Origin of the sequence: Azospirillum oryzae, from assembly GCF_900177515.1 — a bacterium.
In the GTDB taxonomy this organism is placed as follows: domain Bacteria; phylum Pseudomonadota; class Alphaproteobacteria; order Azospirillales; family Azospirillaceae; genus Azospirillum; species Azospirillum oryzae_A.
The window spans coordinates 374333-388524 of record NZ_FXAK01000008.1; the positions used below are offsets into that span (position 1 = coordinate 374333).

Consider the following 14192-nt stretch of genomic DNA (forward strand, 5'->3'; position numbering starts at 1 on the left):
CCCCGCCATGACCGTCCTGCTGATCGACGACGATCCGGAAGTGCTCGATTCCAGCCGCCAGACCTTGGAGCTGGAAGGGCTGGCCGTCCAGGCGGTGACCGAGGCCGAGGCGGCCCTGGCGCGGTTGGACTCCTCCTGGCCGGGGATCGTGGTGACCGACGTGCGGATGCCGGGGATGGACGGCTTCGCCCTGCTGGAGCGGGTCCGCGCCGTGGATCCGGAGGTTCCGGTCGTGCTGATCACCGGGCATGGCGACATCGCCATGGCGATCCGCGCCGTCCGCGAGGGTGCTTACGACTTCATCGAGAAGCCGGCCGAGCCGGGGCATCTGGTCGAGCTGGTGAGGCGCGCCCTGGATCACCGCGCGCTGGTACTGGAGAACCGGCGCCTGCGCGCCCAGCTCGCCGACGGCGGGGCGGAGGGGCGCATCATCGGCCGCTCGCCGGCCATCGAGCGCCTGCGCGCCGCCGTGGCCAACCTTGCCGACGCGGAGGTCGACGTGCTGCTGTTCGGCGAGACCGGCACCGGAAAGGAGCTGGTCGCCCGCAGCCTGCACGAGGCCGGGCGGCGGCGGAGCGGCAATTTCGTCGCGCTGAACTGCGGCGCCATGCCCGATTCCATCATCGAGAGTGAACTGTTCGGCCATGAGCCGGGCGCCTTCACCGGGGCGCAGGGCCGGCGGATCGGCAAGCTGGAATTCGCGGCCGGCGGCACCCTGTTCCTCGACGAGATCGAGAGCATGCCGATGCATCTGCAGGTCAAGCTGCTGCGCGTGCTGCAGGAACGGGCCATCGAGCGCATCGGCGCCAACCGCACGATACCGCTCGACCTGCGGGTGGTCGCCGCCACCAAGGTCGATCTGCTGAAGCTGGCGGGCGAAGGCCGGTTCCGCGAGGATCTCTATTACCGGCTGAACGTCGTCACCGTGCCGTTGCCGCCGTTGCGGGAACGGCGGGAGGACGTGCCTCTGCTGTTCCGCCATTTCCTCGACGCCGCCGCGACCCGGTCGCGCCGGACGCCGCCGCCGCTCGACGCCGCCACGCTTGGCCGTCTTGCCGCCCATCCCTGGCCGGGCAACGTCCGCGAGCTGCGCAATGTCGCCGAACGGGTGGCGCTGGGGCTGGGGGACGGCCTTACCCCCGCCACGTCCGCCCTGCCGGCGGCCGGGGATGCGGAGATCGAGCCGCTGGCCGACCAACTCGACCACATCGAGAAGCAGTTGATCGAGGACGCGTTGGCCCGCTGCGGCGGGCGCGTCGGCGAAACGGCGGAGCGGCTGGGGATCACCCGCAAGACGCTGTATCTGAAGATGCGCCACCATGGCCTGAGCCGGGACGATTTCTTGGAGGAATGAGCGGAGCGAAGCCCGGCCCACTCCTCCCGGCCCACTCCTCCCGGCCCACTCCTCCTGGCCCATGTTCCCGACGTTACCCCGCCGCCCCGACCGATGTTCCCGTCCTGACCCATCGATGCCGCCCGGATGCCGGCCGTGCAAGGGCGGATCATCTGGCATGCCGATTGCTGAACAGGCGAGCATAAGACATCGAGGGGAGGACAACACCGATGCTTCGCACCACGCGCACCCTGCGCAACGCCGCCGCCGCCCTGGCCGTCCTGCTGCTGTCCGGCGCCACCGCCTTCGCCCAGGACGCCAGCGGCAAGCTGGTCATCGTCACCTCCTTTCCCAAGGACCTGACGACCGCCTTCCAGCAGGCCTTCCAGAAGGCCCATCCGCAGGTCACCGTCGAGATCCTGAACCGCAACACCAACGCCGGCGTGAAGTATCTGCAGGAAACCGCGTCGAACAACGGCGTCGACCTGTTCTGGGCGTCGGCGCCCGATGCGTTCGAGGTGCTGAAGTCGGCCAAGCTCCTGCAGCCCTACAAGCCGAAGGTGGAGGGCATTCCGGAGAAGGTCGGCGCCTATCCCGTCAACGATCCCGAAGGGATGTATTCCGGCTTTGCCGCGTCGGGCTACGGCATCATGTGGAACACCCGCTACATGAAGGCCAACGATCTGCCGGCGCCGAAGGAATGGGCCGATCTGACCAAGCCGGCCTATTACGACCATGTGGCGATCTCGGCCCCGTCGCGCTCGGGTACGACGCACCTGACCATCGAGACCATCCTCCAGGGCGAAGGCTGGGAAAAGGGCTGGCGCACCAACAAGGAGATGGCCGGCAACTACCGCACCATCACCGAACGCAGCTTCGGCGTGCCGGACGGCGTCAATTCCGGTGCCTTCGGGGTCGGCATCGTCATCGACTTCTTTGCGCTGTCCTCCCAGGCGTCGGGCTTCCCGGTGGAGTTCGTCTATCCCACCGTCACCACCATCGTGCCGGCGAACATCGGCGTGGTGAAGAACGCCCCCAACAAGGCGGCGGCCGAGACCTTCGTCGATTTCCTGCTGTCGCCGAAGGGCCAGGAGGTCCTGCTGGAGCCGGCGATCCGCCGCCTGCCGGTCAATCCCGCGACCTATGAGAAGGCGCCCGCCGGCTACCCCAACCCGTTCAAGGACAAGTCGCTGGGCGCCCAGGTGAACTTCGACGTCGAGGTTTCGCAGGCCCGCTACAATGTGGTGGATGCGCTGTTCGACCAGCTCATCACCTTCCAGCTCGACGATCTCAAGGCGGCGACCAAGGCGATCCAGCAGGGCGAGGCGGCGCTCGCCAAGAAGCCCAACGACAAGGCCAAGGCGTTGCTGGCCGAGGCGCGCGACCTCGTAGCCGCCATGCCGGTGACGGCGGAGCAGGCCGCCGACCCGCAGCTGGCCGGCGCCTTCACCGTCGAGCGCAAGTCGGCCAAGGACGCGGTGCCGGAGCGCCAGGCGCAGGTCGAGCAGAAATGGGCCGCCTTCGCCAAGGAAAACTACGCTGCCGCCCGCAAGAAGGCTGACGAGGCGATGGCTTTGGTGCGCTGACGCGCCGCCGCGCCAGGGGGACGCGCCGGTCGCGTCCCCTCCTTCCTTCCAAGCTCACGGGCCTTTCCATGACGTCACTTGCGCTCACGCGCGACCGCATCGCGCGCGTGCGGCCGGGGCCGGCGCTGGCCGCGCTGCTGATCGCCGCCTTCCTGCTGCTGTTCCTGGTCGTTCCGGTGGTCCAGGTCATCTTCGTCGCCTTCCAGGACAAGACGACGGGGGCCTTCACCCTGGTCAATTTCGCCGACTTCTTCCGCAACGACCTGTTCATGCGGTCGTTCGGCAACTCCGTCTACGTCTCGGCGATGTCGGTGGTGGTGGCGAGCCTGCTGGCGCTTCCGCTCGCCTATCTGACCACGCGGTTCGAATTCCGCGGCGCCGTGCTGATCCAGAGCCTGGGCATCATCCCGCTGATCATGCCGCCCTTCATCGGCGCCGTCGCCATGCAGCTGCTGTTCGGGCGCAACGGCTCGGTCAACCTGCTGCTGCGCGACCATTTCGGCTTTTCGATCCCCTTCATGGAGGGGCTGAACGGCGTCATCTTCGTCCAGAGCATCCATTACTTCCCCTTCATTCTCATCAACCTGTCGGCCAGTCTGAAGAACATCGACCGGGCGATGGAGGAATCGGCGCAGAATCTCGGCTGCCACGGCTTCCGTCTGTTCCGCCGCATCGTCTTCCCGCTGGCGATGCCGGGCTATGTCGCCGGTGCCTCGCTGGTCTTCATCAAGGTGTTCGACGATCTCGGCACGCCTTTGCTGCTGAACGTCAACGACATGCTGGCGCCGCAGGCTTACTTGCGCATCTCCTCGATCGGCATCGCCGACCCGATGGGCTACGTCATCTCCGTCGTGCTGATCGCCTGCTCACTGCTGGCGCTCTGGGTGTCGGCGCTGGCGATGCGCGGCAAGGATTACGCCACGGTGCAGCGCGGCGGCGGCGGCCTGGCCCGGCGGCGGATGAAGCCGCTGGAGCTGGTGGCGGCCTATGCGGTGGTGCTTCTGATCCTGGTGCTGGTTCTGGCGCCGCATATCGGGCTGGGGCTGCTGTCCTTCGCCACCATCTGGTCCTTCAGCCCGCTGCCCGACGCCTTCACGCTGAAGCACTATCACACCGTCTTCACCGAGAGCGGACAGTACATCACCAACACGCTGCTCTACGCCTCGCTGGCGGCACTGCTGGACGTGGTCATCGGCACGGCCATCGCCTATCTGGTGCTGCGCACCAAGCTGCCGGGGCGGCAATGGCTGGATTACGTCGCGATGGCGGCGCTGGCGGTGCCGGGCGTGGTGCTGGGCATCGGCTATCTGCGCAGCTTCTACGGCGTGCCGATGCCGTTTTCCGGCCAGCCGCTGTCGAACTTCTGGCTGATCCTGGTCTTCGCGCTGGCGATCCGCCGGCTGCCCTACGCGCTGCGCGCCTGCACCGCCGCCCTGCAGCAGGTCAGCTCCTCGCTGGAGGAGGCGGCGGAGAATCTCGGCGCCACCAAGCTGCGCACGGTCGGGCGCATCGTCGTGCCGCTGATGTCGGGCGGCATCCTCGCCGGCTTCGTCACCAGCTTCGCGACGGCGGCGGTCGAGCTGTCGGCCACCATCATGCTGGTCCATTCGCAAAGCGACGCGCCGCTGGCCTACGGCCTCTATGTCTACATGCAGTCGGCGGCCGGGCGTGGTCCGGGTGCGGCGCTGGGCATCTTCGCCGTCATCATCGTCGGTCTGGGCACCTACCTGTCGCATGTCGTGATCGAGCGCGGCCGGCGCGAGCGCGGCCAGGACCATTGACGGTGAAGACCACCGACAGAGCCTCCGAAGGGAACCCCATCATGAACCACCAGTTTTCTCCGGCCGCGCTCGCCCCCCGGATCGAGAGCGTCGGCGTCGACATCGAGGGCGTCAACCTCTCCTACGGCAGCAACCATGTGCTGAAGGACGTGAATCTCGCCATCAGGCCGGGCGAGTTCTTCGCCTTCCTCGGCCCGTCCGGCTGCGGCAAGACCACGCTCCTGCGGCTGATCGCCGGCTTCAACACCGCCCAGCAGGGGGAGGTCCGCATCGGCGGCCGCGACATTTCCGTGCTGCCGCCGCATCGCCGCGACGTCGGCATGGTGTTCCAGAGCTATGCGCTGTGGCCGCACATGACCGTGCGCCGCAACGTCGCCTTCGGGCTGGAGGAGCGCCGCGTGCCGCGTGCCGAGATCGAACGGCGGGTGGATGCCGCCCTCGATCTGGTCGGGCTGAAGCATCTGGCCGACCGCCGCCCGTCGCAGCTGTCGGGCGGCCAGCAGCAGCGCGTGGCGCTGGCCCGCACCGTGGTGATCGAGCCGAAAATCCTGCTGCTCGACGAGCCGCTGTCGAATCTCGACGCCAAGTTGCGCGTGCAGATGCGCCAGGAGCTGCTGAGCCTTCAGCGCAAGCTCGGCCTGACCACCATCTTCGTCACCCATGACCAGGAGGAGGCCAACACCATCTGCGACCGCATCGCGGTGATGGACGACGGCAGGGTGCAGCAGGTCGGCACGCCGCAGGACCTCTACGACCATCCGGCCAACCTGTTCGTCGCCGGCTTCCTCGGCACGGCCAATGTGCTCGACGGCACGGTGCAGGGCGGCGACGGCGGCAGCGTCTTCGTCGGCGCCGGCATCACGCCGGTGGCGCTGCCGCCGTCGGTGGCGCCGGGGGCGGCGGGCAAGCTGATGTTCCGCCCGCAGAACCTGATTATTCGCCAGGACGGCACCCCCCCGGCCCCCGGCCACGCCCGGCTGGCCGGCAGGATCCGGCACCGGGAGTTCCTGGGCGCCTCGATCCGCTATGCGGTTGACGTCGGTGGACAGCTGGTGCAGGTGGACGCGCCGCATCAGGCAGGCGATGCTCTGCTTGCCCCGGATGCCCCGATCATCCTCGACCTTGCGGCCGACAAGGCCCGCTTCCTCAGCCGATAAGGTGCCGCCACCGTGACCGATCCCGCCGCCGACAACCTCATCCGCCGCTCCTTCCGCGCCGTCGCCTTCGATCTCGACGGCACGCTGGTGGACAGCGCGGCCGACCTGATGCACGCCTCCAACGCCCTGCTCGCCGAACTGGGACGGCCGCCGGTCGATCTGCCGGCGGTTCGCTCCTTCATCGGCGATGGAGCGCCCAAGCTGGTGGAGCGCGTGCTGGCCGCCACCGGCGGGGTTCCGGCACCGGAGGAGACCGCCCGCTGCCTCCGGCGGTTCCTGTCCATCTACGAGGCCGACCCCAGCGCCCACAGCGCGCTCTATCCCGGCGTCGCCGAGACGCTGGAGTCCCTGTCGGCGGCCGGCCTGCGACTCGGCGTCTGCACCAACAAGCCGATGGCGGCGACGCTGCGGCTGCTGGAGGATCTGGGCATCGCCGGATTTTTCGCGGCGGTGGTCGGCGGCGACAGCTACCCGACCCGCAAACCCTCGCCGGAGCCGCTGCTGGGCCTGCTGGAGCGGCTGGGGGTGCGGCCTGACGAGGCCGCCTTCGTCGGCGACAACGAGCATGACGTGGCCGCCGCCCGCGCGGCGAAGGTGGCGCGGGTGCTGCTGGTGCCCTACGGCTACGCCCGGGTCCCGCTCGACGGGCTGCCGCATGACGGGATCCTCGACGGGTTCGCCGATCTGCCGAGACGGCTGTCATGCTGAATGGCGTGATCTTCTGCCGCCATGGCGAGACTGAGAGCAATCTCGGCGGCTGGCTCGCCGGATCGCGGGACGTGTCGCTGACCGGACGGGGCCGGGCGCAGGCGCGGGATGCCGCCGCCGCCCTGCTCGCCGAAGGGCGGAGCGTGCCGGTCGTCTACAGCAGTCCGCAACGCCGGGCGCTGGAGACGGCGGCCATCCTGGCCGATGCCCTGAAGGCTCCCGTCCTTCCGGTGGCCGGGCTGGAGGAACGGCGCTGGGGCGATCTGGAAGGTGGCGCCATTCCCGCCGATCTGCTGCGGGAGGAGGTGCCGAATGGGGAAAGCCTGACCGGCTTTCGCGCCCGCGTCACCGCGGCACTCGACGGCTTGCCGGTGCCGGCGGACGGCCGTCCGCCGCTGATCGTCGCGCATGCCGGCACATGGCCGGTGCTCTGTCGGTGGATGGGCCTGCAATCGGACATGTTGTGGCCGCCGAATGCATCCCCTGTCTTCTTGAAGCGGCAGACGGGAATGGCGAGGATGGATGTGCCCGGCGAACGTGGCTCGGCTCGATCCATGGTCTGATAACGAGCGGACCGCCCTCCCGCAACGCAGGAGGGCGGCGTGTAATTCCCGGCGTCAATGCCCGGCGTCAATGCCCGCCGTCAATGCCCGCCGTCAATGCCCGCCCTCAATGGTTGTCGCGCGGGATCCCCATGGTCTGCGCCACGCGCTGGTACTTGACCGCCGGCTTCAGGACCATGCCCTCGTCCAGCTGGTCGACGATGCCGCGCTGGATTTCCTGCCACGGGGTCTGCGACGGCGGGGCGGGGTAGCCGCCGGCGGCCTCCAGGGCGGCGCGGCGGTCGGCCAGCTCCGCTTCGGAGATCAGGATGTCGGCGCTGCCGCGGCGCAGGTCGATCCGCACGCGGTCGCCGGTGCGCAGTATGCCGAGGTTGCCGCCGGCCGCCGCTTCCGGCGCAGCGTTGAGGATCGAGGGCGATCCCGAGGTGCCCGACTGGCGGCCGTCACCGATGCAGGGCAGGGAATGGATGCCCTGCTTGATCAGGTCGGCGGGCGGACGCATGTTCACCACCTCCGCCGCGCCCGGGTAGCCGATCGGGCCGGCGCCGCGGATGACCAGGATGGTGTAGGCGTCGATGCCCAGCGACGGGTCGTCGATGCGGTGGTGATAGTCCTCCGGACCGTCGAAGACGACGACCTTGGCCTCGAAGGCTTCCGGGTCCTTCGGGTTGGACAGGTAGCGCTCGCGGAACTCGTCGGAGATGACGCTGGTCTTCATGATGGCGGCGTTGAACAGGTTGCCGCGCAGCACGACGAAGCCGGCGTTGATCTTCAGCGGGTCGTCGATCGGGTGGATGACACGGGTGTCGAGGATCTCGGTGTTGCGGCAGTTCTCGCCGATGGTCCGGCCGTTGACGTTGGGGGCGTCCTCGCGGATCAGGCCCCTGGTCATCAGCTGGCCGACCACGGCCGGCACGCCGCCGGCGCGGTGGAAATCCTCGCCCAGATACTCGCCGGCCGGCTGGAGGTTGACCAGCAGCGGAATGTCCAGTCCGTGGGTCTGCCAGTCATCGACCGTCAGCTGCACGCCGATGTGCTTGGCGATGGCGTTGATGTGGATCGGCGCGTTGGTCGAGCCGCCGATGGCCGAATTGACGACGATGGCATTGAGGAAGGCGTCGCGGGTCAGGATGTCGGACGGCTTGATGTCCTGGCGCACCATCTCGACGATGCGCTTGCCGGTCTCGTAGGCGGCCTGCTGGCGCTCGCGATAGGGGGCGGGGATTGCGGCGGAGCCGGGGAGCTGCATGCCCAGCACCTCCGCCAGCGAATTCATGGTGGAGGCGGTGCCCATGGTGTTGCAGTAGCCGGTCGAGGGAGCCGACGACGCCACCAGCTCGATGAAGCCCTGATAGTCGATCTCGCCGGCCGCCATCATCTGGCGCGCCTTCCACACGATGGTGCCGGAGCCGGTGCGCTCGCCACGGAACCAGCCGTTCAGCATCGGGCCGACCGACAGGGCGATGGCCGGGATGTTGACGGTGGCGGCGGCCATCAGGCAGGCCGGCGTGGTCTTGTCGCAACCGATGGTCAGCACGACGCCGTCCAGCGGATAACCGTGCAGAACCTCGACGAGGCCGAGATAGGCCAGGTTGCGGTCGATGGAGGCGGTCGGCCGCTTGCCGGTCTCCTGGATCGGGTGGACCGGGAACTCGATGGCGATGCCGCCGGCGGTGCGGATTCCCTCGCGCAGGCGTTCGGCCAGAACCAGATGGTGGCGGTTGCAGGGGCTGAGGTCGGACCCGGTCTGGGCGATGCCGATGATCGGGGCGCCGGACTGCAGTTCCTCCCGCGTCAGGCCGAAATTCAGGTACCGCTCCAGATAGAGCGCGGTCATGTCGGGGTTGGCGGGGTTGTCGAACCACGCGCGCGACCGCAGCCGACGTTCTGAACCGGAAGCGTTCGTGGGGAAGGGGGACTTCGTATCGGACATGTCGACACCGGTTTCAGGTTGGGGCGCGGAGCGGATGGCCAGGCGCCGGAGTTGGGGGTGCGTCGCGGCGGCGGCGTTACCAGTCGAAGGAATGGGTGCGGTGCCAGCGCCCGACCATGCAGGCATCGGCGACCAGCGACAGCGGACGGGCGTCGACGTCGCTCGCCCCATCGCTGATCAACCGGTGGAAATGGTGATAGATGCGCTGGTATTCGGTGTCGGGCTCGGCCAGGACCGGGACGCCGTCCACCAGGAGGCGGGTGCCGCCATGGGTGAGGTCGAGGCGCTCGTCCGCCGTCTCGATGACGATGGACCAGGCCTGCTCGCCCTGCTGGAGGAAGTCGAAGTCGGCGGTGACGCGGCCGATGCGGGAGCCGGGGGCGGCGCTCATCTCCAGCGTCGCGGCGATCGGCGTGTCGCGGTTGGCCGGGACCTGCAGGTCGGCGGAACGGACGAAGACCGGGGCGGGCAGGATGTCGGTCAGGATCGACAGGGCGTTGATGCCGGGATCGAAGACGCCGAAGCCGCCGGCCGCGAAGATCCAGTCCTGCCCCGGATGCCAGCGCCGCACATCCTCCTTCCAGGTGATGGCGACGCTGCGGATGGTCGCGTCCGCCAGCCGGCGGCGGGTCTCTTCCACCGCCGGGTTGAACTGCGAATGCCAGGCGGTGAACAGGGTGCGGCGCGCGGCGGCGGCCTCTTCCACCAGATCGTGAAGTTCCGACAGGGTGGCGGCGGGGGGCTTCTCGATCAGCACATGGCAGCCGGCGCGCAGCGCCTCGACCGTCAGGCCGTGGCGCACGGCGGGCGGGGTGCAGAGCGCCACGGCGTCGAGGTCGGGCAGGGCCGCCAGCATCGAAGCCTGGGAGCGGAAGGTCGGCACGCCGTCGATTGCCGCGCCGTCCGGGCTGACCACGGCGGCGAGGTCGAACAGGCCGGTGGCGGATATCGCCGGGACATGCTGGTCGCGGGCGATCTTGCCCAAGCCGACGAGACCGAGGGTGGGGAGCGTCATGGCGGTAAGTCCGGTCGGGGCGGAAAGCCTCAGGCCTTGCCCTTGTTGTAGACGTCGAAGCAGACGGCGGCGAGGAGGACGAGGCCCTTGATGACCTGCTGCCAGTCGATGCCGATGCCGACGATCGACATGCCGTTGTTCATCACGCCCATGATGAAGGCGCCGATCACCGCACCCGTCACCCGGCCGACGCCGCCCGAGGCCGAGGCGCCGCCGATGAAGCAGGCGGCGATCACGTCCAGCTCGAACGAGACACCGGCCTTCGGCGTGGCGGTGTTGAGGCGGGCGGCGAAGATCAGGCCGGCCAGCGCCGCCAGCACGCCCATGTTGACGAAGGTGTAGAAGGACAGGCGGCGGGTATCGATGCCCGACAGCTTGGCCGCCTTCTCGTTGCCGCCCAGCGCGTAGATGCGCCGGCCGATGGTGGTGTCGCGGGTGACAAAGGCATAGAGGCCGATCAGCAGAGCCATGATGATGAGGACGTTCGGCAGCCCCTTGTAGGTCGCCAGCAGCCAGCCGACATAGGCGACCACCGCGAACAGGCCGGCGCTCTTCAGCAGGAACAGCACCAGCGGCTCCTGCTCGATGGCGAAACGGTGGCGGCGGATGCGGGCGGCGACGCTGAAGGCGATCATGATCGCCGGCGTCGCGATGCTCAGCAGCAGCGTGGTGGTGTGGAAGCCGGTGGTGCCGAAGACGTCCGGGATGAAGCCGGAGCTGAGGCGCTGGAACTCCACCGGGAAGGGTCCGACCGACTGGCCGGCCAAGAGCGCGAGGCTGAGGCCGCGGAAGACCAGCATGCCGGCCAGCGTCACGATGAAGGACGGGATGCGGAAATAGGCGACCCAGTAGCCCTGCGCCGCGCCGATGGCGGCGCCCGCCATCAGGCTGACGATGGCGGTGGGGATGAAGTGCCAGTGGAACTGCACCATCAGGATGGCGGCCAGCGCGCCGATGAAGCCGACGATGGACCCGACCGACAGGTCGATGTGCCCGGCGACGATCACCAGCAGCATGCCCAACGCCATGATGACGATGTAGCTGTTCTGCAGCACGAGGTTGGTCAGGTTCAGCGGCTGCAGCAGCGTACCGTTGGTCATGTATTGGAAGAACGCCACGATCGCCAGCAGCGAGATCAGCATGCCGTAATCGCGCATGTGGCTCTTCAGGAACTTGGCCATCGAAGCCTGACGGGACGGCGCGGCGGGCATGTTCAGTTCGGCGCTCATTGCAGGGACTCCCGGACGGCTGCTGCCGGCGATTTGGAGGCGGACGACATGATGGCGTGCATGATCTTTTCCTGGCTGGCGTCCGCCGCCGGCATCTCGGCGACCAGCGCGCCTTCGTTCATCACATAGATGCGGTCGGCGACACCCAGCAGCTCCGGCAGTTCCGACGAGATCAGGATGACGCCGCGGCCTTCGGCCACCAGCTGGTTGACGATGGTGTAGATTTCATATTTGGCGCCGACGTCGATGCCGCGGGTCGGCTCGTCCAGGATCAGCACCTGCGGGTCGGCGAACAGCCATTTGCTGAGCACGACCTTCTGCTGGTTGCCGCCGGACAGGTTGACGGTGTGCTGGAACACGTCCGAGCAGCGGATGCGCAGGCGGCGGCGGAAGTCGTTGGCGACCTCGATCTCGCGCTCGTGATGGATGACGCCGCGCCTGGCGACGCCGTCCAGCTTGGCCAGCGTCACGTTGTGGCGGATGTCGTTGTCAAGCACGAGGCCGTAATGCTTGCGGTCCTCCGTGGCGTAGGCGAGGCCGTTGTCCATCGCCTTACGGATGGTCGACACGTCGATTTCGCGCCCGCCGAGGAAGGCCTTGCCGCGGATGTTGCGGCCGTAGCTGCGGCCGAACAGGCTCATGGCGAATTCGGTGCGGCCGGCGCCCATCAGGCCGGCGATGCCCACCACCTCGCCTTGGCGGACATGCAGGTCGATGTCGCGGACGACGCGGCGGCCGGGATGGATCGGGTGGTCGGCGCTCCAGCCCTTCACCTCGAACAGGATGTTTCCGGGGTTGCTGGTGCGGCGGGGATAGCGGTCGGCAAGGTCGCGGCCGACCATGCCCTTGATGATGCGGTCCTGGCTGATGGGGGCGTCGTGGCAGTCCAGCGTCTCCACCGTGGTGCCGTCGCGCAGGATGGTGACGCGGTCGGCGACCTTGGCGATCTCGTTCAGCTTGTGCGAGATCAGGATGGAGGAGATGCCCTGTTCCTTGAAGCGGAGCAGCAGGGCCAGCAGGGCGTCGCTGTCGCTTTCGTTCAGGCTGGCGGTCGGCTCGTCCAGGATCAGCAGCTTGACCTCCTTGGACAGGGCCTTGGCGATCTCCACCAGCTGCTGCTTGCCGACGCCGATGTCGGTGACGAGGGTTTCGGGCGAATCGGTCAGGCCGACCATGCGCAGAAGCTCGCGCGCGCGGGCGGTGGCGGCGATCCAGTCGATCCGGCCCCGTTTCGCCTGCTCGTTGCCGAGAAACAGGTTCTCGGTGATCGACAGCAGCGGGACCAGCGCCAGTTCCTGGTGGATGATGATGATGCCCAGCTTCTCGCTGTCGGCGATGCCGCGAAAGGCGACGGGCTGGCCGCGGAAGCGGATCTCGCCCTCGTAGGTGCCGTGCGGATAGACGCCGCTCAGCACCTTCATCAGCGTCGATTTGCCGGCGCCGTTCTCGCCGATCAGCGCGTGGATCTCCCCCTCGCGGACCGAGAGGTTGACGTTGTCGAGCGCCTTGACGCCCGGAAACGTCTTGGTGATGCCGCGCATCTCAAGAATGCTGTTCATGAATAAACCCTCGATCGCCGATCCTGCCGCCCGATCCGCTGTTGGACGGGGCGCGGGGGGAGGGCGCCGATCGGCACCCCCACCCCGCGCCGTTCGCTCACTTGATCTGCGATTCCTTGTAATAGCCGCTGTCGACCAGCACCTGCTTCCAGTTGGAGGAGTCGACGCTGACCGGCTTCAGCAGATAGGAGGGAACCACCTTCTTGCCGTTGTCGTAGGTCTTGGTGTCGTTGACCTGCGGCTTGCGGCCGGCCAGCAGGTCGTCGACCATGCCCACCGTGACCTTCGCCAGTTCGCGGGTGTCCTTGAAGACGGTGGAGCGCTGCTCGCCCGCCAGGATCGACTTGACCGACGGCACCTCGGCGTCCTGGCCGGTGACGACCGGCATCGGCTGCGAGGCCGAGCCATAGCCGACGCCCTTCAGCGACGAGATGATGCCGATGCTGAGCCCGTCATAGGGCGACAGCACGGCGTCCAGCTTCTTGTCGCCGTAATAGGCGCTCAGCAGATTGTCCATGCGGGCCTGGGCGACGGCGCCGTCCCAGCGCAGGGTGGACACCTTGTCCATGCCGACCTGGCCGCTCTGCACCTTCAGCTTGCCGCTGTCGATGTAGGGCTGAAGCACCGACATGGCGCCGTTGTAGAAGAAGTAGGCGTTGTTGTCGTCGGGCGAGCCGCCGAACAGCTCGATGTTGAACGGACCCTTGCCCTCCTTCAGGCCGAGGGCCTTCTCGATGTAGGAGGCCTGGAGGACGCCGACCTGGAAGTTGTCGAAGGTGGCGTAGTAATCGACATTCGGCGAATTGCGGATCAGCCGGTCATAGGCGATGACCTTGACGCCCTGTTCCGCCGCCTTCTGCAGAACGTCGGTCAGCGTCGTTCCGTCGATGGCGGCGATCACCAGAACCTTGTCGTTCTTGGTGACCATGTTCTCGATCTGGGCAAGCTGGTTGGGGATGTCGTCCTCTGCATATTGCAGGTCGGTCTTGTATCCCTTTTCCTGGAAATACTTGACCATGTTGTTGCCGTCGTCGATCCAGCGCGCCGACGACTTGGTCGGCATGGCGATGCCGACGGTCGGCTTGTCCTGGGCCATCGCCGGGACGAGCGCGCTGGTGGCGACGAGCAGGCCGACGGCGAGGCCGGCGAACTTGGAGCTGAAAGAAGACCCTTTAGGAGACGACATGGACCGGAATCCTCCCCGTTACTGCGGCACGCGATACGCCGCCCCCGCGTTCTGTGGCGCGGATGGCGTCGGACGCGATGGTTTGTGTCCCTAGCAATCCTCCGTTTTCCCATAACTGTCAAATATGATTATTCGGCAAATC

Annotated in this window: 11 protein-coding genes; 6 read left to right on the forward strand and 5 right to left on the reverse strand. The window is 67.8% G+C overall.

Annotation, left to right across the window (positions count from 1 at the left end; translation table 11 throughout):
- Positions 1 to 7 precede the first annotated feature (7 nt).
- The 6 genes from B9N97_RS27700 (at position 8) to B9N97_RS27725 (ending at position 7128) form a co-directional block, all read left to right on the forward strand.
- Complete coding sequence (locus B9N97_RS27700) at positions 8 to 1354, forward strand: sigma-54-dependent transcriptional regulator (protein WP_085091043.1); 1347 nt, start codon at positions 8 to 10, stop codon at positions 1352 to 1354.
- 209 nt (positions 1355 to 1563) lie between these two features.
- Positions 1564 to 2919, forward strand: a complete 1356-nt coding sequence (locus B9N97_RS27705; RefSeq protein WP_085091044.1) for an extracellular solute-binding protein — start codon at positions 1564 to 1566, stop codon at positions 2917 to 2919.
- A 68-nt stretch (positions 2920 to 2987) separates the two neighbouring features.
- Positions 2988 to 4700, forward strand: a complete 1713-nt coding sequence (locus B9N97_RS27710; protein WP_085091045.1) for an ABC transporter permease — start codon at positions 2988 to 2990, stop codon at positions 4698 to 4700.
- Between the two features lie 41 nt (positions 4701 to 4741).
- Positions 4742 to 5857 carry an ABC transporter ATP-binding protein gene (locus tag B9N97_RS27715; RefSeq protein ID WP_085091200.1) on the forward strand — a complete coding sequence of 372 codons (1116 nt, stop codon included), beginning with the start codon at positions 4742 to 4744 and terminating at the stop codon, positions 5855 to 5857.
- A 12-nt stretch (positions 5858 to 5869) separates the two neighbouring features.
- On the forward strand, positions 5870 to 6565 hold the full coding sequence (gene gph, locus B9N97_RS27720; RefSeq protein WP_085091046.1) for a phosphoglycolate phosphatase: 696 nt from the start codon (positions 5870 to 5872) through the stop codon (positions 6563 to 6565).
- On the forward strand, positions 6559 to 7128 hold the full coding sequence (locus B9N97_RS27725) for a histidine phosphatase family protein (protein ID WP_085091047.1): 570 nt from the start codon (positions 6559 to 6561) through the stop codon (positions 7126 to 7128). Before gph ends, B9N97_RS27725 begins: the two co-directional genes overlap by 7 nt.
- 106 nt (positions 7129 to 7234) lie before the next feature.
- On the opposite strand, the gene B9N97_RS27730 is transcribed toward B9N97_RS27725, so the two are convergent.
- The 5 genes from B9N97_RS27730 to chvE all read right to left on the reverse strand — a co-directional run bounded on the left by B9N97_RS27730 (position 7235) and on the right by chvE (position 14050).
- Positions 7235 to 9061: an IlvD/Edd family dehydratase gene (locus B9N97_RS27730; RefSeq protein ID WP_085091048.1), complete on the reverse strand. Its 1827-nt coding sequence runs from the start codon at positions 9059 to 9061 to the stop codon at positions 7235 to 7237.
- Between the two features lie 76 nt (positions 9062 to 9137).
- On the reverse strand, positions 9138 to 10076 hold the full coding sequence (locus B9N97_RS27735; RefSeq protein WP_085091049.1) for a Gfo/Idh/MocA family protein: 939 nt from the start codon (positions 10074 to 10076) through the stop codon (positions 9138 to 9140).
- A gap of 29 nt (positions 10077 to 10105) precedes the next feature.
- Positions 10106 to 11305, reverse strand: a complete 1200-nt coding sequence (gene mmsB / locus B9N97_RS27740; protein ID WP_085091050.1) for a multiple monosaccharide ABC transporter permease — start codon at positions 11303 to 11305, stop codon at positions 10106 to 10108.
- On the reverse strand, positions 11302 to 12864 hold the full coding sequence (gene mmsA / locus B9N97_RS27745) for a multiple monosaccharide ABC transporter ATP-binding protein (protein ID WP_085091051.1): 1563 nt from the start codon (positions 12862 to 12864) through the stop codon (positions 11302 to 11304). Before mmsA ends, mmsB begins: the two co-directional genes overlap by 4 nt.
- A 97-nt stretch (positions 12865 to 12961) precedes the next feature.
- Positions 12962 to 14050: a multiple monosaccharide ABC transporter substrate-binding protein gene (chvE, locus tag B9N97_RS27750; RefSeq protein ID WP_085091052.1), complete on the reverse strand. Its 1089-nt coding sequence runs from the start codon at positions 14048 to 14050 to the stop codon at positions 12962 to 12964.
- Positions 14051 to 14192 lie beyond the last annotated feature (142 nt).

Excerpts from the sequence above, each read along its gene's own strand:
- B9N97_RS27700 (WP_085091043.1), top strand. The coding sequence starts at position 8 with ATGACCGTCCTGCTGATCGACGACGATCCGGAAGTGCTCGATTCCAGC.
- B9N97_RS27705 (WP_085091044.1), top strand. The coding sequence starts at position 1,564 with ATGCTTCGCACCACGCGCACCCTGCGCAACGCCGCCGCCGCCCTGGCC.
- B9N97_RS27710 (WP_085091045.1), top strand. The coding sequence starts at position 2,988 with ATGACGTCACTTGCGCTCACGCGCGACCGCATCGCGCGCGTGCGGCCG.
- B9N97_RS27715 (WP_085091200.1), top strand. The coding sequence starts at position 4,742 with ATGAACCACCAGTTTTCTCCGGCCGCGCTCGCCCCCCGGATCGAGAGC.
- B9N97_RS27725 (WP_085091047.1), top strand. The coding sequence starts at position 6,559 with ATGCTGAATGGCGTGATCTTCTGCCGCCATGGCGAGACTGAGAGCAAT.
- B9N97_RS27730 (WP_085091048.1), bottom strand. The coding sequence starts at position 9,061 with ATGTCCGATACGAAGTCCCCCTTCCCCACGAACGCTTCCGGTTCAGAA.
- B9N97_RS27735 (WP_085091049.1), bottom strand. The coding sequence starts at position 10,076 with ATGACGCTCCCCACCCTCGGTCTCGTCGGCTTGGGCAAGATCGCCCGC.
- mmsB (WP_085091050.1), bottom strand. The coding sequence starts at position 11,305 with ATGAGCGCCGAACTGAACATGCCCGCCGCGCCGTCCCGTCAGGCTTCG.
- mmsA (WP_085091051.1), bottom strand. The coding sequence starts at position 12,864 with ATGAACAGCATTCTTGAGATGCGCGGCATCACCAAGACGTTTCCGGGC.
- chvE (WP_085091052.1), bottom strand. The coding sequence starts at position 14,050 with ATGTCGTCTCCTAAAGGGTCTTCTTTCAGCTCCAAGTTCGCCGGCCTC.